The sequence below is a fragment of the Faecalimonas nexilis genome (assembly GCF_059731825.1).
This window is the reverse complement of record NZ_AP029189.1, coordinates 1,164,414-1,181,888: the sequence shown is the minus strand read 5'-3', so window position 1 is coordinate 1,181,888 and position 17,475 is coordinate 1,164,414. Positions and strand designations below refer to the sequence as shown.

The following is a 17,475-nucleotide window of genomic DNA, read 5'->3' as shown; positions in this document are numbered from 1 at the left end:
TCCGTGAAACCCTTGTAACTAGGGCGTTACGGGACTATATGAAACTAGACAAAACCAACGTCACAATAACAAGGGGTGAGTGCTAATTTTTTTCAAATAACAGTATGCTTTGGCTTTTATAGATAAATTGTTTCTTTTTACAAATAAGCAAAAGACAACTGCTATTGGAAAACTCTTCCCAATCAACAGCTGCCCTCTACTATTCTATATTCTATATCTATAAATGAGCAAGTTCGTGATTTTGCATAAAAGAAAGGCACCTTGAATTCGATAGTGTTGTATAATGAAAGTGACAAAACAAACATTTGCAACATTTACGAAAGAAGGTGCCTCTTGCAAATACTATACATCATTCCTCGTTCATATACAACCAGTTTAAGAAATTAAACTTATGCAAATTTTATTCAAATCGAGTGGTGAACCACCTCATGAGCATCCTGATTAGCATATTTATTTCAGGATATCATGGAAAAACCACGGATTTTGCTAAAAACAGTTCCTGCCACAGAACTACGATTGCCCATTTCCTCAATTCCGGAAAATGGGATGATTCTTTACTTTCAGATACGTTAAAATGCTCTGTCATTGAGATTATTTATTCAGAAGCAGCACGCACCGGAAAGCCTGTTCTCTGTATTGTGGACGATACGATCGCTTCAAAGACAAAGCCTTCGTCACAGGCTTTACATCCGATTGAAGATGCGTATTTTCACCAATCCCATTTAAAGGGAAAACAGGATTACGGGCATCAGGCAATTGCTGTTATGCTTTCCTGCAATGGCATTGTTCTGAACTATGCTTTTGTAATGTACAATAAGTCAATTTCCAAGATTGACATTGTACAAAGCATTGCAAAGGAGCTGCCTGTTCCACCGGTAATGTCCTATTTTCTTTGTGACTGCTGGTATGTTTCTGAAAAGATAATCAATACCTTTGCACAGAGAGGGTTCCATACCATCGGTGCTTTGAAAACAAACCGTTTGCTGTATCCATCGGGAATGAAAAAGAAACTTCGTGAACTGGCCGCCGAATTGTCTGTTACACATCGTGAATTTGACCTTGTGACAGTCAAAAAACGAAACTATTATGTGTACCGGTACGAGGGAAACCTCAACGGCATAGAAAATGCGGTAGTTCTTTTGAGTTATCCGGAAAAAGCATTTGGTAATCCCAAAGCATTGCGTGCTTTCATCAGTACAAACGTAGCCCTATCTACACAGGAGATTCTTTCCTGGTATGTGTGTCGATGGCCGATTGAAGTATTTTTCCGCCAATGTAAGGAGAAACTGGCACTGGACGGCTATCAGATACGCTCTGCACAGGGAATCAAAAGGTACTGGCTGCTTATGTCACTGGCACATTTCATGTGTGCAGTAGGTACTGGTAGATTCTGCTCGTTTGAAACTGGATATCACGAAATCTGTGATACCATTCAGCTGGAAAAGTATCGTTATCTTTTTCAATGCGCAAAGGAAAGTAATGATTTTGATTCATTTATGAAATTCGCAGTGTAGTTTTGTGCAATTTTTCAAATTTGCTCATTTATAGTTCTATATTTTATTTTTCTTTCATTTCTTCAAGCAAAATGTGCAATTTTGTAATCTGCTCCTGCAAACTTTCATTCGTTTCCTGCAAACTTTCATTCATTTCCTTCAATTCCTCAATCTCTCTTTGTTGTTCTTCCACCATATATTTTATATCACTGGCATCTGCTTCTCTTAACGCTTTTCGGTACATATCTATCAGCTCCTTTGGTTGATATCGAAACACAATGAGATCCTGGTATAACTCTCGAAACTCCGGATATTTCCCGACAACTTTCAAAATATCTTCCGGTTTATCAGAACTTAAAAAGTATAGCCAAGCCTCTAATTTACTAATTTCATTATGCGTGGTTTTCTGAAAAATATCAAGTGGAATCAAAAAATATTCCTGCAATAAATCCATTTCAAGTCCCGTATCAAAAATCTGCTTTGCATGATGCCGATACTCTGTGTGACCTCAAAAAGAACTGAAATACAATTGCCATCCTCCCACAAAATATATTATAATGGACTTTCTTAATAAACAAAACAGAAAGGGGAACATCATGGCAAAAATTACAGAAGGCTATATGCCATACCTTGGCTATCAGACATATTATAGAATAGTCGGTGAAAGAAAAAACAATGGAAAAGCACCTTTGATCTGTCTCCACGGCGGACCGGGTTCTACTCACAATTATTATGAGGTATTAGATAACGTCGCTGACGACGATGACCGTATGATCGTTATGTATGACCAAATCGGCTGTGGGAACTCATACCTCGACGGACATCCAGAACTTTGGAATCAAAAAGTTTGGTTAGACGAACTTGATGCTTTAAGAAAACATCTTGGATTAGATGAGTGTCATATTATCGGACAATCCTGGGGTGGCATGATGCAGATTGCTTATGCAATTGATTACAAACCACAGGGCATTAAAAGTTTCATCATTTCCAGCGGTCACCCAAGCAGCTCTCTTTGGGAGCGAGAAGGTCTTCGCCGCATCAAGATGATGCCACAGGATATGCAGGACGCGATCAACCATGCACTCGAAACGGGTGATTTCACAGGAGAAGCTTATGATGCGGCCGTTGCTGAATATATGGACAGATACTGCAACTATTGGCTAGGTGAGGATGCTCCTGAGTGTTGTAAAAGACCTAAAAAATCCGGTTCTGAGTCTTATGTTGAAGGATGGGGACCAAACGAGTTTGCACCTACAGGCACTCTCAAGGACTTCGAGTACATTGACAGACTTGGTGAGATCAAGATCCCTTCGCTGATCTGCAGCGGTATCTCAGATCTTTGCTCTCCTCTTGTTGCCAAAACAATGGCAGACGGAATTCCAAACTCCAAATGGATTCTTTGGGAACGTGCGAGACATACCTGCTTCGTAGACAGACATGATGACTACTGTGTAGAACTCATCAAATGGATGAACAAATACGACTAAGCAGATTTCGAAATCAGGAACTATAAAAACACCTCGCCACCAATACTAGTCCCGCGAGGTGTTTTATACATGCCTTAATCTTATGCTGTCAGATATAATATAAAGTAAAACAGCACAATCGCAGCCGCAACAAGCCCTAACGCATATAATAACTTTTTCTTCATCCTACCGCTCCTCCTTTTTATTTATCCTGAAAGACAATCTCATATTTATCCAAATCATAGACATTTCCAAAAAATCCTGTCAAAATTGTCTCTGCATTACTTCTCGCATTCTCAAACAATCCATTTGCAATGGCATCGTCCTGCGCTGTCTTTTTCAGATTCTCCAATGCTTCGTTGCTTTCATCTAAGGTAATCGGGCTGAAAATACTCTCTTCTTCATGGTACACTTTAAAGGAATCCAAGTCAATCTCGTTGCTCAAGACTTTCACCTCCGGGAGTGTCACTTCAATCTTGTCACCTTTTTCACTCCACTTGATATCTTTAAAATCATACCCTGCCTTGATCACAAAATCGTAGCTATAAATATATTTACTCTGAGTAAATGGTATTTTGATTCCGAACAGCTTTCTCCAGTCATCGGTCACATTTACTTCTGTGCAATATGCGGATTGTGTCGCCAATTCCCCAATATTTTCAAATCCTATTTTCGTAGTCTTGCTCTCCGATGTGATTACACTGCGCAGTCCAATTGCCCCAAGTGCGATTACCAAAACCACTGCAAGAACGATAACTACATTTTTTGTAAGATGCTTTCCTATAAATTTCAGCATCCTTCTCTTTTTTGTACTTTTCTCTTTTTGATTCTCCATACGCATTTCCTTTCTACTGTCTACAAATTTGCGTACAGTCATTATAGCATACCAATTAAAAATAAACATACAAAAACGGTAATTTCTAAAAAAATAAAAATTACCGTTTCTATGCATTCCCTATGCTGCATGCCCATTACTGCTTTGGCTGGCTAATTTTTCAAATTCTCTTAATTTTTGTTTTGCCTCTGCGCTTAAATTCTTTGGCACCTGAATCTGTACTGTTACATACTGATCACCGTACTGAGATGGATTTTTCATGGATACAACGCCTTTTCCCCGCAGACGGATCTTACTTCCTGACTGCGTTCCTTCTCGAATCTTGCAAATAACCTCTCCATGTATTGTTTTTACACGGGCTTCTCCTCCAAATACTGCTGTCGTGTACGGTATCTGAACCGTCGTGTAGATATCCCTTCCTTTTCTTTCATATCCCGGCTTTTCTCCTACCGTGACACGAAGTAATAAGTCTCCACTCCCTCCACCGTTGATTCCCGGATTGCCTTTTCCTCTCAAGCGGATTGTCTTTCCTGTCTCAATTCCTGCCGGAATGTGAACCTGAAGTGATTGTACATTTCCATCCTGACCTCTTAAATGAATGACTTTATCCCCTCCGAAAACAGCTTCGTCAAAACTTACAGCGACATCTGCTTCCACATCAGACCCTCTGCCGGAAAATTCTCGACCGCCAAATCCACGCTTTCCAAATCCTCCACTATTCTTTCCATGAAACATATCACCAAAAATATCTCCGAAAATATCGTCCATGTCACCACCTTCGAAATGATATTCCCGATAACCTCCATTTCCGGTATTTCCGGCATTTCTGTAATATGCGCCTTCCTGCGGACCACTTCCATCAAACGCCGCATGACCAAACTGATCATATAGTTTTCGTTTTTTGGGATCACTCAAAACCGTATATGCTTCTGTAATCTCTTTAAATCTCTGCTCTGCCTGAGCATTTCCTGCATTCGTATCCGGATGATATTTTTTTGCCAGCTTTCGATATGCCTTCTTAATAGCCCCTTCTTCTGCCTCTCGGTTGACTCCAAGAACCTCATAATAATCACGTTTTGTTTCCACAATCATCACCTCCCATATTAAGAATACCCCGGGAATTACTCCCCAGGGTTTCAATCAGTTACTTTGCTTGCACACCTATTTTATTCGCCTTCAATTGATACAAATTTTCTTTGCTCTACTTCCGGCTTTGCTTCTTTCTTTGGAACAAACAGTTTCAAAATGCCATGTTTGAATTCCGCTTTGATGTCTTCCTGTGTAATCTCGTCTCCCACATAGAAACTTCTCTGGCAAGATCCGCTGTAGCGTTCACGACGAATATATTTTCCGGATTCTTTTTCCTTCTCATCCTGATTCAACTGTTTTGCTGCGCTGATAGTCAAATATCCATCTTTTAACTCAGCCTGAATCTCATCTTTATGAAATCCCGGAAGATCAATCTCAAGCTCATATCCGTCTTTATGTTCTTTGATGTCTGTCTTCATAATGTTTTTCGCATTGTGTCCATATAATTTTCTCTCTGCCCGATCATCAAAGAATGGGAATTCAAAGAAATCATCAAATAAATTATCATTAAAAATACTAGGTCTTAACATAAGTCATGTCTCCTTTCAAAAGCATATTGTTTATTGGTTTGGAGCATTGGATTTCGGAACTTCTTTTTGTTCCTCTTCCTTTGTTCTATCTACGTTATAACACTTATAATTAGCACTGTCAAGAGGTGAGTGCTAATATTTTTGTTATTTTTTTGCAAACCCTTTAAAATCAATGGTTTGCAGTATCTTATTTCTTTTGAAATTGTGATTTTTTCTGTTTTGACACCAATTTGACACCAATTTTTCTTTTTGTGGTGTCAAGCATTTAACACCATACTATCTAGTCTTGCAATCTCATTTTCAATCCTTGTCAGCTCTCCAATATGATTGTACACTTCCATTGTTACATCTATATGAGCGTGTCCCATAATATATTGAAGAACTTTTACGTCCATACGGCACTCTGCCATTCTGGTACAAGCTGTGTGACGCATTACATGAGCTGAAAACTTTGGTAACAGTTCTGCTTTCCTATGCTCTTTTTTTGCTCTCTCTACTTCGGTTTTGTTATATGCGTCTACAATGTTATATAAAACACTATTTACGCCATTCGGCATAAGCGGTCTGCCCGATTTCGCTGTAAAGACAAACCCCGAATACCCGTCCACCTCAATGCTCTTATCCTTTGCAAGCATGAAATTGATTTTCCTTTGTTCCTCAAAGGCTTTTGCAACTTCTTGTGTCGTAGGTATAATACGAATACCCGACTCCGTTTTTGGTGTTGAGATATGGAACTTGCAACCGTCGCCTAAATTCTTATAAATGAGCTGGTGGTCTACATTAACCGTTTTTGCCTTGATGTTTATATCTTTCCATGTAAGACCAATAAGCTCCCCACACCTTAACCCCGTACCAATCATTATGGTAAACATAGGATAATATGTGTTATAGACATTGCTCTGTTTTACAAACTCCATAAACTTTTCTTGTTGAGAAACTGTTAAGGCTTCTTTTTCCTCTGCTGGTTTTCCATAATCGCTAATGGAACTTTTTGCAGGGTTCTTTCGGATAATATCATCATCAACAGCCATTTCTAATGCAGGATAAAGCAGGTTGTGAATATACTTGATTGTAGAATAAGCATATCCAGCTTTGGAAAGTTTCGCATAATACGCTTTAATATGTGAGGGTAAAAGTTGAACAACTTTAATATTTCCAATCTCGTCTTTAACTCTGTTTTCCCAAGCACGAACATAACTAACTCTTGTAGTATCAGCCAGCTCACGAGTTGCCATATAATGCTCAAACAACGTGTTAAGCGTCATTTTTTTGATTGCTCCGTCTGTCAATATATTATCTTCCATATCTTTTGCAATCTGCTTCTCTTTTTCTCGAAGCTCTGGTAAATCTTGTGCATAGACTGTCAATCTCTTGCCTGTTCTTACATCTGTATAACGATAGCTGTATCTTCCATCATTACGCCAATTTTCGCCCTCTCTTAATTTTCTTCCTTTTGGGTCTTTTCTACTAATTGCCATGAGAACCATTCCTTTCTGAAAAAGCCTCTTTTCTTGTTCTCACAGCGTGCTTTGTCCTTTCTTATTATACTACACACGCCAGAGAACATAAATAGAAAATTGCTCTATTCTTCCAAATATAACAAGTATTTCTTGACTTTTTCTATGGAATAAAGAACCCTGCGACCTATCACAATTTTTGCTCCTGCCTGCTCGCCAATCTTTCTTGCAGTAGCACGACCACAAGATAACATAGCAGACAGTCCCTCTATATCAACAGCAATCGGCTGTTCCGTTGCTCTTATCTTCGTTTTATTCATATTCCAACACCTTACCTCGCTGGAACATCACATCATTTAACACATCAGTATTTAACATAATGTAACACCCCCTTTACTGCGTGTCTATTTTATAAGTTACATAAGCAGGCAGACGGCTTTGGAAAGCTCCGTTAGTATCTCAACTATTCCCATTCTTGTGGGCAGAACCGCACCATGCGGACGTATCATTATTCTGTGAAGATAGGTCATGGCAAAACGACTTTTCCAACAGTCGCTCTCGGATCACTGCGTGGGTCGCTCGCTTTCTTTTGGAAAGGTCGTGGCGTACAGTTCCCATGGCTCGCTATCTCACAAACGTATCTGTCTGCTTTATTCAGTTGTCAAAGAACTGTGGCGAAAGCGTGTTGCTTTCATGTAAAAGCAGGGCAGAGCAGGAAAGAGGGGGATTGAACAAATCATGCTCTGCGGTTACTGCTTGTTATTCTTCTTCGATTTCTAAGGCAATATCAAACCCTAAAACCATTTTAATAAGTGCTTCTCTGATAAGTCCCTTTAACTCCATATCCACAACAATATAGACATTGCCGTATTCATCATAGAGTGGACGCAGACAGCACTTTGATATGTATGGGTCATAAAATGTCAGTATTTTTTCAATCGCTTTTTCGTCCCCGTCCATTGCCTGCGAAAGCAAGTAGTAGGACGGCTTCTTCATTGTGTGTTTCATTTGCTATCATTTCTCCTTTAGTATTTTTTTCATAAGCTCTAGTGAATTGTGTCGGTTTTGAAAAACACCACTTCTTGAAATATTTTGTCTTTTTGCAATCTCGGTATCGCTCATTTCCAAGAAATAATACATCAGCAAATTTTCTCGATTACGCTCAGACAAATGTTTCAAGGCTTCTGCCAATTCATCATCACAAATACGAATATCATTACCGCATACATTGAAAATCGTATAGTCCGTATCATAGTCGTCCCAGACAGCCAGATTTTCTACAACGATTTCTGGAAGTTCACAAAAAAGTGTTTCTTCCTTTTGTCGTCGCTTTAATTTCTTCTGATAGTCCTTAACAACATGTCGGACAACTTTCTTCAAACAACTTTCAAAACGGCATTGAACTGTTTTCTGGAAGTCAGACGGTTTCATCAATCTCACCCCCTTTCCGTTACGACGTGAAAAGTGGTTATCCCTCTTTCCGCACCATATAGGGAACGGCAGGTGTGATTTGCTAAGTTGAAACCAAAAAATTTTAAAAATTTTTTTAGGCATGAAAAAAGCCCGCACAAAACATATAGTTTTATACGAGCTATTAAAGCTGTAAGATATTCAGTTCTTAATAAAATGCTGTTAGGTAGTATATGATTGTATAGAATTTCGCTTAAAATGTTCCATAATACAAGCCCCCTCACAGCACTTGTTTTGTATTACACCTTTGTTTTTTTGGTAATCGTATAAATATATTCTTCTGGCGTAGGGCGTTTATTTCCAAAATACTTTTTGAAATTCGCCTGTACTTCTGGGTCGGTGCTGTTCATAGCTTCTTCAATCGTAGCTTCTATATCTGCCCGAACATCAGCTAATGATACACCGCCAGCTTTTGCACCAGCTTTTAATGCCTTTTTAATATCACGTTTTCTAAGCCCTAACATACTTATTCCTCATCATTATTAAACTGTTTTTCAAGTCGTTTTTGCCCTATTTTTTCAATAGAATATACAGCTCCCAAAATTAAAGTAACAAAAATGAGAGAAGAAATAAAAGTAACACCTATTACAGCAAGAAAATGTACGTCCAATATTCCAGTATATTTTTCCCCATACATAGTATAATTTCTAATTCCGTTAAAAACGGTAATCAGAACTGCTAATAGTAGAGCAAAAATTACCTTAAATTTTTTCCCAAAATATAAGTTATCCATTGAACTGTATCCGACCATTGCACCTCTGATTGAAAGATACACGATTGAAACAATCATAACAATCATTTCTGTTAAATATTCTCGTACTCCCATATCTAGCATATATGCTTTTATAAAAATAGATAGTGCTAAAATAGCAATAATTAAAATAAATGCTTCACTCTGAATTTTGTTATTTAATTGAACGATACGTTCATCTTTAATTTTATTTGTTTTCATGCTTTTATTCCTCCCAAAATAAATCGTCTAAAGTCTTATTAAGTGCTTTACAGATTGCTAAACAAAGTTTAAGTGTCGGGTTATAATTTCCAGCTTCAATCAATCCGATTGTTTGACGTGTTACACCTACTGTTTTTGCTAAATCTTCTTGACTCATATCACACTCAAGTCTAGCAATTTTTATTCTTTTATTCTTCACAATTTCACTTAATGCTCCTTTCTTTCTTCTTATACATGGATTATATATTATAAATTCCATAATGTCAAGTATATATTGCATTATGGAATTTATAGATTTCATTACACCTAACAAAATTGAAATAATAAGTAGTATGTGGGAGTATAACAACATTTATGAACTTTTTATCCTACAATCTTCCAGTTGCTATCCTTATGTAGTACAAGCTCATACTGTGATACCTGCGTAGCCTTTGTCTGATTATCAAGGAATTTCACGGCAACCTTGACTTTCACATTGTCCCCGTCCTTTGTAAAGATAGGGTTTATCAGTTCAGAATAAAGATAATCCCTGCCGATAGGTTCAATCACATTCCCAGATACATAGTAAGCAAGCTCTTTTTCTGTTGCTGTTGGATAGATCTTAAAGAATGTTTCCAGAAATGCAGTAGCGTCATTGACAGTATCAGCGTCTACACTTGCATTTGCTTCTGGTGCCTTAGGCTCATAGTCTGATTTTTCGATTGCCGGTGCAAGGGTAGGGCTCTGAATGATTACCATATCCCCGTCAGCGTCTACATGGACTTTTACAGTATAGGTCGCTTTCACATTGCTTGTCTGTTCTCCCTCTTTTATCTGCTGATCTACTTCGTAGGTAGCAGAAAAAGTGTCCGTTCCCAACTGTTCGATACTCCATACAATCACATCTGTAACTGTGGAGCTGGTCGATATATCCGTTCTGATTGTATCAACATTCAAGTCCTGCAATTCCTTTGTCAGATAACCGCTGATTGCCTGCGTCCTTGCTTCAATCGCTTCTTTGCTGTTGATATTGTCAATATTACCCATATCCAAATCTCGCCCGTAGGCTTCATAGTCAATGTAGTTCTGTAAGCTGGGTGGAATGTCGCCAAGTGCCTGCAATTCGTCTATGTAGTAGTAGGCAACGTCTGTCATGGTTTCACAGTCGGGATAATAATAAATATCGTCCTTGTGTTCCACGACTTCTTCCAGCGTCCCGTAGTGGCTGATAAATTCGTCCAGACACTCTACGATATAGTCGGGAAGTTCCTCTATCATTTCATACATCTCATTGAGTTCTTCAATGGAAACATACTCGCCAATCGCAATCGGGAAGTTGTCGGTATCATGGATTGCGTATTCCTCATACTGTTCATTCAAGCCGATTTTTTCTTTCACATCTTCTTCGTCAATGGGGAACGTGAACCAAGCACCGACTAAATAACCCTCATTGTATTTACCAAGATTAGCAATATAAACCGCCATATCATCAATCATAAGCACCACCTCATTTCCTACTCTGGCAGTTCAAAGATACCGTGTTCTGTTACTAAAAATTTCCCGTGTTCCTGCAAGTGAGAAGCGTAGGCTTCAAAGTCAAAATAGTATTCTTGACAGTCCTCGGACAGATGTTTGAACGTCGGGTCGTTCATCAGCTTTTGCCTTGCAACATCTATCATGCTTTTGCAGTCTGGATAAACGGTAATCACGTTCCTGCAAATATAAAGTGCTTCTAAATTCTCAAACACCGTAAGTAGTGATACATATTCTTCCTGCATATCACTTGAAAGCTGGCGGTACATAAAATCTAATTCGTTAAGCTGATACACGCTTGTATGTTCGTGAACTTCATCAGCATAAGGCAACACCTTTTCGATAATGCGGTAATCCCCACTTTCTGCACCGACACCTAACTTTTCTTCAAACTCGGCAACCTCTATCGGCAGGTCGAACCAGTATGATGTTGTTTCTTCGCCAGCTGTTCCTCTCGTTTCCACCAGCACCCTTGTTTCCTGCATTGTTCCTCACGTCCTTTCTGTTGTTTCATCACATCTTTTAAGGTCTGGTACGACATACCAAACACATACTTTGAAAAATCTTCTAACTGTCTTTCTTCATAGTCGGCAGGGTTCAGCTGTTTCATTTCCTGCCACACCTTACGCTTGTAAGAGGGCAGGTCAGAAATGTATTCACAACCGATTTTTTCCTGCATATCCTTAAAAATATTGTTCATTTCATCACTCCAATCTAAAATTTTAGTAAGAAAAAAGCAGTCAATCCTAAGACTAACTGCTTTGTGTGTATGGATATAAAATTGTAAAACTAGAATTTGTCGCTAACAACGAAAGAAATATCTTTTATTATACTGTAATCTCACTTTTTATCAAATCTGCAATACATTACAAAGTTTTTTACAGAAAAATGCTTGGGATTAAGATATTTAACTCCAGCATCTATCAGTTCAAATTTTTCATAATCAAACGCAAGTTTTTCATTATTCAAAAAATCGTCATCTATCCAGAAAGCAGGTAAAATATGCTCACAATAATCAGTGTATCTTCTGCATTCAATACATTCTTTATCTAAAGAATCTACGCCGACATAATGAATATCATAATCTACAGTATCGTTTATAAATTTTTCAAGGAAACTGTTCAAAACAAAGGCTACTCTATCATCACAATAAACATAACCAATTAAATTCTTATCTGTTATTTCCACACATTCATTATATCTGTCTATTGTTGAGTCATAGTATATAGCATACCAATATGCTTCTGGATTTCCCGCCTGTGAAAGAAAATAATTTCCAATAATGGCTTCCAAATGTCCACATAATGAAATCCATTGAGGGTTTGTACTACTACCTATTGAAAAAATACCACTAATATCCGTCATTTCATCACGCTCTCTATTGTATATCTTCAAGTTTGTCGCTTTCTTCATATCCATATTATACCATTCGTATATTAACACTACAATAAAATTTTATGCACCAATAATCTTATTGAACAGCTCTAACAGTACATCTTTCACACCGCCAGCGTTGAATACCAAACCGACAGCAATCAAGGCAACTACCAAGAAGCCGATAAGTTTGGAAAACTCACGCTTGAAACCTAAGTAGATACCGATAACCACGATCGCCATAAGCACTAAGCTCTGTGCATTTGATAAAAACCATTGATACAAATTTTGTCCGAAATTCATTTAATTGTCCTCACTTTCTTTTAATTGTTTCATTTCACAGTCAGCTTCTTTGCCGACATTCAAAATACACATCAAGACTACGCCGATACCCATTCCCATAGATACCAGCAGGAAGTCTTTTACTAATTCCCACATTTTTTATCACTCCTAACTTTCCACCAAATCTTTTGCAGAGGTTGTCTGCTGTTTGATTATCATTTCATGCTTTTCTGTGAGCTTTGCCTGCTGTTCGATTGTTTCCATGTAGTCTGTACCGTTTCCCTTATCAATCTTTTTCAGCATTTTCAAGGTCGGTGCTACCTGCCTTTGTACCCAACGCAATGTACGGTCTAAGGTATAAGGCTCTGGCTTTGTCGTCAGCTTCAAGCTCTGTCTGTTATCGCCGATAAACCAAGCCCAGCGGTCATTGAGTTTCCAGTCATTTTTTCGCTTGTCTGGTTCTTCATCAACAAACCGCACATACTGGTTGATGATAGAAAAGGCGGTCTGCTCTGCGTCATAATAGGTCAGCAAATCTCGTACTGCATAATAAGCACGTTCATTCCGAAGCCGTATCTCAAAACGGTTGATAATGTCGGCTTCTTCCAGAGGTGTCCCTAACTTGACGTACTGCTCATAGTCCTTTTCATAGATACAGAAATACACATCTGATTTCAGCGAACCAAGATAAAGGGTACGTCCCATATATTCTCTGTCGTCCTCTCTGTGCTTGATAAGTTCGCCAGACTGGTAAAACTTATAACTTCTGGACTTTCCGATATATTCCCGTTTCCTGCATTTTTCCGCAAGCTCTGGAATATCCAAAATGCCCGTATGGTCGTTGATAGCAAGGTCGATACGCTTCATCACGCCACCGTCTACGAGTGCGTCCATGAGAAAGTCATACCAGCTTCTTTGCTGTGCCAGCAGGTAACTTTCAAACTGTCTGCAACCACGCCCCTTTAACTCTAAAAGGACACCTTTTTCTTCGTCAGCCGACGTATAGATAAAGATGTCCCCTAAAGAGTAATGCTCCGTATAACTGTAATGTCCGTAATCTTCATGGAGCATATAATTGATATTCAGTTTTAATATATCTTTGATGATGTGCTGAATATCCAGCGTGGGAAAACGAATTTTTACATAATCAAACAGCATGGTAAGCGGTGCTTCTGGATTGAACCTTGCCAGTTCCTTATGCAGAGTTTCCAGAAGTTCCTTTGACGGCTTCATTTTTCCACTTTCTATCTTGTTGAGATATTCCCTTGTGATACCAGAAGCCACCGCCAGCCTGCCTTGTGAGATACCGTAAGCAATCCGTTTCTCCCGTAATTCTTTTATCCATTGTTCTTCATTCAGAACCATACCCCCAATCTGTAAAGTGTGAAGTTTTTTCAAGCAACTTCACAACTGATTTTTGCAAGGAAACCATGCCAGAAGCCTTATGTTTCCTATGTTTTTTGTCTATTGTCTATTTGCAAACGTACCCCTCTGTTAGATACCGAGGGGTTTCACCTGCTGGCGTGGCTAACGCCACACCAGCAACGGCTAGTCCGTGCCGTCGCCTTTCGCTTCGCACGTCGCCGTCCCGTCCTGCCTTGCTTGTGCAAGAGAGCCGATAGTCTGCAAAAAATCATGTCCTTTCGGCACTAACGGCGTGTAAAATTCACTGATGACGCTTGTTCCCACATCACAATAGCCACGCCCCTTGATACGCTTCTGGAAAAACTGCTTTTTCACATCTGAACCAAACAGCATACCGTAACCTAATTCGCTGATACGTCCAAGTCCCACACGGAAATTGAAGTTATCTCTGATACCATCTGAAAAATACTTTGCGTCTGGACGCTGGCAGGCAACAATAAGGAAATAACCTGCTTGTCGCCCTAACATAACGATTTTCTTTAACTGGCTAAGTAAGCTCACGCTTTCTTTTGTCCCCAGCATTTCAAAAAACGCCACATATTCATCAAAGATAAGAAAGCAGGGTGGCAGTCCCAGATAGGCGTAGTTTTCGCCCGTCTTATAGTTCGGGTGTTGCTTCATTTCCTCACTTCGCTGTACCATTCCCTCATAAAAAGCATTGACGCAATCAATCATTTCTTCTTTGGTGTGAAAAACGTTCGGCATGACTGTTCCTAAGTCCGCAAGGTCGGCGTTCTTTGGGTCTAAAATGTAAAGGACAGCGTTGGTATGCAGTAGAGCTTCAATGAGCGTCAGCAGAAAATAAGTTTTACCGCCACCCGTCCCACCAGCAATCAGAGCATGAGGAAGTGCGTCATATTCCCAGACAAGATTTTTCATCAGCCTAAGACAACCGTTCTCTGCCCGTACTTCATCAATGGTAATGCGGTTTGCTATCATATCATAAAGCAGGGTATATTCGATATAGCCGTCATGCAGGGTCTTGTCGGTCAGTTCGCAATACAAGCCACTTTCCAGTTTATCCTCTAACTGTAAAAGCTGGTCTTGATATTTTCCTAATGTGATTTCACAGCGGATATGAAGCAGTCCTTTTTCCATTTGATAGTAAATCTTCGGAAACCAGACGATTTTTTCCCTTGATCTGCTTTGCAGGTCAGTAAAAAAACCGCTGTCTTGTACGGTATCGGCTTCATACCACTTATTTTCCAGTATCATTCTTGCCAGCTTTTGACGGTGCAGGAGCTTCTTGAAACTGTCGTAACAGAAGCGGTAATACAGAAAAGCGACCAATGCACAAACACCAGTCGCTATCAGTATGGTTATGAAGTTGTAAGGGGAAAGCGTCAAGCCGTTTTCTAACAATCTGAAATGCTCCCAATCGGTACGCATGAGCTGTTTGATATTCAATAGCAGAAGAACCGCCACGAACACAAACAGAAGCGTCCCTATGGAAAAGTGGTAAACAAGGTGTTTATCGCTGGCTCTGATACGGTGTCCTTTGTTCAAAATCTTACGCATAAATCGTTCACTCCTTTCTGAGTATGAAAAAAGCAGTCAATCCTAAGACTAACTGCTTTATATGTGATATAAGGTTATCAGACAATTTACCAACAAAGTATATACTATCGACTCAATAACATAGGCAAAAATTTTAATAATAAATCAATTCCATACGTAAATATGAATAACCCTAATATTATCGAAACTATTGTTCCTATTTTAATTTTTTTAGCCAGAATAAATACTGCTGGGTGCTTTGGGTCAATATATATGCTATATACATTTCCTCGTGTCATACTCCTATTTAATCGTTTATGAGATATATTTTGTGCTGTTTGCTCACGATAATAAGTTCCGTTATATGTATATTCAAATATTGGAGATTGTGTAGAAATGCCATTGCCACCATAATATGTATTGTAGCCACAATACACGCCGTCCACTTTTTCTCTACAACGCAATAACGAATATAAATCATTTACCCCAACCAAAATAAATACCAAACCAAATATAATTGCTCCCAATGGATAAACCAAAATCTCACCATATGGCAAAGTTAAAGATAAGATAGAAACGATTCCACAGCCAATGAAACAAATAAACATAATCAAACAGATAAGTGGCATGACTTTATAGCGTTTCTTTTTCATAATTACAAAACATACTATACCAAATACTATTGTTAAAAAATAAATAAGAATTGTCATTCCTAATCGCTCCTTTGATTTTACCAAACCACTTAGTCAATATTATTTTTCTAACTGTTCTTGCACAAATTTAATGCTATTTTGAATATATTCTTTGTCTTTTTCTGTTGCAACTTCTTCTAATTGTTTAAACAAAGCAATACATTCATTTCGTTTACCTAATACATTAAATGCAGTTGCAATATTGAGATACCATGTCATTTCATCTTTCATATCTTTAGGTTTCGTATCTATTGCAAGAAGTTTTTCTAAAAAGAGTTCTCCATTTTTATTTTCGTGATATTCTCTTACAATATCATTGTTCATTTTTCTAAACTGACGTCCTCTCCGCATTAAAACAAAGAATACAGTAAAGAAATAAACAATAGTAATAACAGCAATACCACCAACAATAATGCCTAAAAAGCCAATTGTTGATTTTACATAGGGAATTACTATGTTCACATAAATCAATAGTAGTACCGCCCAAAATAGAAAGGCTAATCGGATAAGCCATTTATCTCTTTTTTCATATATTGCTCTTTTATTTTTTAGATTTTCGGGTTCGTAAATCATTTTATTTCACTCCTTTATTGCCACATCAATCAGAATTTGTTTCATTGTTCTGATTTTGTTTCTTCCATTCCTTATAATCTTTTTGCGTTTTTTGTTGTCTTTTAACATCTGCCATTTTTTCTAAAATTACTTCTACGTCTGGTTGACTGTGCTGTTCTGGTAGAGAATAGAAAATAAGGTTATCATCGCTTGTATATACTGAAATATTAAAAACCAAATCACTTTCTACAATTTCTTGCATGATATAGGAAAGTTCTTCTGCATATTCTTTATCAGTTTTTCCCTCATTAAGATATATACTTGTTTCTATTTCATATTCCCTTTTTTTCAGATATTCTTCTACACTTTCCTTACCATTCCATTCTGTCGTGGTTGTATGCCCTTGAACTTCAATTTGATAACCTCTTATAAAAGGCTTATCTTGAAATAAAGGAGTTGCAAGTTCTTTTATTTCATCAGAATAGTAATAAACATGGTAACTATCCTCAAAAAGTCCAGTATTTCGTGTATATATAGTAGCAGTTTGAGAAGAATTTTCTTTACTGGAAACTTCTGCCATAATCCAGTTTAATCCTATTTTTTCTTCTTTGTACTTCTTCACTTCTGTAATAATAAATTCTTCATTGTATTTGTCCTTTAATTTGGATAAGATATATTTTTGTGCTTCTTCACTAGAGTTAAAATCATGCGAATAACTGCTACAACCATTTAATAGTCCTAGACAAAGCACGCTTGCTATAACACCTAATAAAAATTTTTTATATCGCATAATCGCCACCTCTATGTGATTTGATGATTTAATACAGTTCTACAGTCGAGTAGACTAAA

23 protein-coding genes and 2 pseudogenes are annotated in these 17,475 nt (G+C 38.1%); 2 read left to right on the top strand and 23 right to left on the bottom strand.

Features of this window, described 5'->3' with window-relative positions; all coding sequences use genetic code 11:
• Positions 1-326 precede the first annotated feature (326 nt).
• The gene (locus tag AC6I5B_RS05895) at positions 327-1,514 is read left to right on the top strand and encodes an IS701 family transposase (RefSeq protein ID WP_442872473.1); all 1,188 of its coding nucleotides are present in this window, start codon (positions 327-329) and stop codon (positions 1,512-1,514) included.
• 43 nt (positions 1,515-1,557) lie between these two features.
• Here AC6I5B_RS05895 and AC6I5B_RS05890 read toward each other — a convergent pair whose 3' ends face one another.
• Positions 1,558-1,947, bottom strand: coding sequence for a hypothetical protein (locus AC6I5B_RS05890; protein ID WP_497773665.1), 390 nt, complete (start codon positions 1,945-1,947; stop codon positions 1,558-1,560).
• A 142-nt stretch (positions 1,948-2,089) separates the two neighbouring features.
• Between AC6I5B_RS05890 and pepI the strand changes: the two genes are divergently transcribed.
• The gene (gene pepI / locus AC6I5B_RS05885; RefSeq protein WP_022250752.1) at positions 2,090-2,980 is read left to right on the top strand and encodes a proline iminopeptidase; all 891 of its coding nucleotides are present in this window, start codon (positions 2,090-2,092) and stop codon (positions 2,978-2,980) included.
• 181 nt (positions 2,981-3,161) lie between these two features.
• Here the strand turns inward: pepI and AC6I5B_RS05880 are convergent, their stop codons facing one another.
• The 22 genes and pseudogenes from AC6I5B_RS05880 to AC6I5B_RS05775 all read right to left on the bottom strand — a co-directional run bounded on the left by AC6I5B_RS05880 (position 3,162) and on the right by AC6I5B_RS05775 (position 17,416).
• Positions 3,162-3,794, bottom strand: a complete 633-nt coding sequence (locus tag AC6I5B_RS05880) for a DUF4230 domain-containing protein (RefSeq protein ID WP_243132373.1) — start codon at positions 3,792-3,794, stop codon at positions 3,162-3,164.
• Positions 3,795-3,914: 120 nt separating this feature from the next.
• Positions 3,915-4,880, bottom strand: a complete 966-nt coding sequence (locus tag AC6I5B_RS05875) for a DnaJ C-terminal domain-containing protein (protein ID WP_117788375.1) — start codon at positions 4,878-4,880, stop codon at positions 3,915-3,917.
• Positions 4,881-4,960: 80 nt separating this feature from the next.
• Positions 4,961-5,413: an Hsp20/alpha crystallin family protein gene (locus AC6I5B_RS05870; protein ID WP_004614486.1), complete on the bottom strand. Its 453-nt coding sequence runs from the start codon at positions 5,411-5,413 to the stop codon at positions 4,961-4,963.
• A gap of 257 nt (positions 5,414-5,670) precedes the next feature.
• Positions 5,671-6,891, bottom strand: coding sequence for a tyrosine-type recombinase/integrase (locus AC6I5B_RS05865; RefSeq protein WP_497773664.1), 1,221 nt, complete (start codon positions 6,889-6,891; stop codon positions 5,671-5,673).
• A 104-nt stretch (positions 6,892-6,995) separates the two neighbouring features.
• A complete protein-coding gene (locus AC6I5B_RS05860) occupies positions 6,996-7,190 on the bottom strand; it encodes a hypothetical protein (RefSeq protein ID WP_004614488.1) in 195 nt (64 codons plus the stop codon).
• Positions 7,191-7,629: 439 nt separating this feature from the next.
• Positions 7,630-7,878, bottom strand: coding sequence for a helix-turn-helix domain-containing protein (locus tag AC6I5B_RS05855; protein WP_278460116.1), 249 nt, complete (start codon positions 7,876-7,878; stop codon positions 7,630-7,632).
• A 6-nt stretch (positions 7,879-7,884) separates the two neighbouring features.
• Positions 7,885-8,301, bottom strand: a complete 417-nt coding sequence (locus AC6I5B_RS05850) for an RNA polymerase sigma factor (RefSeq protein WP_320620458.1) — start codon at positions 8,299-8,301, stop codon at positions 7,885-7,887.
• A 278-nt stretch (positions 8,302-8,579) separates the two neighbouring features.
• On the bottom strand, positions 8,580-8,804 hold the full coding sequence (locus tag AC6I5B_RS05845) for a hypothetical protein (RefSeq protein ID WP_004614491.1): 225 nt from the start codon (positions 8,802-8,804) through the stop codon (positions 8,580-8,582).
• A 2-nt stretch (positions 8,805-8,806) separates the two neighbouring features.
• A complete protein-coding gene (locus tag AC6I5B_RS05840) occupies positions 8,807-9,292 on the bottom strand; it encodes a DUF6773 family protein (protein WP_117467885.1) in 486 nt (161 codons plus the stop codon).
• Between the two features lie 4 nt (positions 9,293-9,296).
• On the bottom strand, positions 9,297-9,491 hold the full coding sequence (locus tag AC6I5B_RS05835; RefSeq protein ID WP_044930013.1) for a helix-turn-helix transcriptional regulator: 195 nt from the start codon (positions 9,489-9,491) through the stop codon (positions 9,297-9,299).
• Positions 9,492-9,655: 164 nt separating this feature from the next.
• Positions 9,656-10,297 (bottom strand): annotated as a pseudogene (locus tag AC6I5B_RS05830) (conjugal transfer protein); the annotation flags it as partial.
• Positions 10,298-10,312: 15 nt separating this feature from the next.
• A pseudogene (locus AC6I5B_RS05825) lies at positions 10,313-10,768 on the bottom strand (antirestriction protein ArdA); the annotation flags it as partial.
• 17 nt (positions 10,769-10,785) lie between these two features.
• Positions 10,786-11,289 (bottom strand): antirestriction protein ArdA, encoded by a 504-nt coding sequence (locus tag AC6I5B_RS05820; RefSeq protein ID WP_071143764.1) that lies wholly within the window; start codon positions 11,287-11,289, stop codon positions 10,786-10,788.
• Complete coding sequence (locus AC6I5B_RS05815) at positions 11,208-11,504, bottom strand: conjugal transfer protein (RefSeq protein ID WP_083382688.1); 297 nt, start codon at positions 11,502-11,504, stop codon at positions 11,208-11,210. The genes AC6I5B_RS05820 and AC6I5B_RS05815 overlap by 82 nt, the downstream gene beginning before the upstream one ends.
• A 140-nt stretch (positions 11,505-11,644) precedes the next feature.
• Positions 11,645-12,223, bottom strand: a complete 579-nt coding sequence (locus AC6I5B_RS05810) for a transposase (RefSeq protein WP_243132352.1) — start codon at positions 12,221-12,223, stop codon at positions 11,645-11,647.
• 36 nt (positions 12,224-12,259) lie between these two features.
• Positions 12,260-12,481 carry a hypothetical protein gene (locus AC6I5B_RS05805; RefSeq protein WP_002323342.1) on the bottom strand — a complete coding sequence of 74 codons (222 nt, stop codon included), beginning with the start codon at positions 12,479-12,481 and terminating at the stop codon, positions 12,260-12,262.
• Positions 12,482-12,616: a DUF3789 domain-containing protein gene (locus AC6I5B_RS05800; protein ID WP_022621433.1), complete on the bottom strand. Its 135-nt coding sequence runs from the start codon at positions 12,614-12,616 to the stop codon at positions 12,482-12,484.
• Between the two features lie 12 nt (positions 12,617-12,628).
• Complete coding sequence (mobT, locus tag AC6I5B_RS05795) at positions 12,629-13,825, bottom strand: MobT family relaxase (protein WP_497773663.1); 1,197 nt, start codon at positions 13,823-13,825, stop codon at positions 12,629-12,631.
• A 183-nt stretch (positions 13,826-14,008) separates the two neighbouring features.
• The gene (locus AC6I5B_RS05790) at positions 14,009-15,403 is read right to left on the bottom strand and encodes an FtsK/SpoIIIE domain-containing protein (protein ID WP_497773662.1); all 1,395 of its coding nucleotides are present in this window, start codon (positions 15,401-15,403) and stop codon (positions 14,009-14,011) included.
• Positions 15,404-15,507: 104 nt separating this feature from the next.
• Entirely contained in the window at positions 15,508-16,092 is a 585-nt protein-coding gene (locus AC6I5B_RS05785) for a hypothetical protein (RefSeq protein WP_071143779.1), read from the bottom strand.
• 42 nt (positions 16,093-16,134) lie between these two features.
• Entirely contained in the window at positions 16,135-16,647 is a 513-nt protein-coding gene (locus tag AC6I5B_RS05780) for a hypothetical protein (protein WP_071143778.1), read from the bottom strand.
• A gap of 25 nt (positions 16,648-16,672) precedes the next feature.
• Positions 16,673-17,416: a hypothetical protein gene (locus AC6I5B_RS05775; protein WP_071143777.1), complete on the bottom strand. Its 744-nt coding sequence runs from the start codon at positions 17,414-17,416 to the stop codon at positions 16,673-16,675.
• Positions 17,417-17,475: the final 59 nt, after the last annotated feature.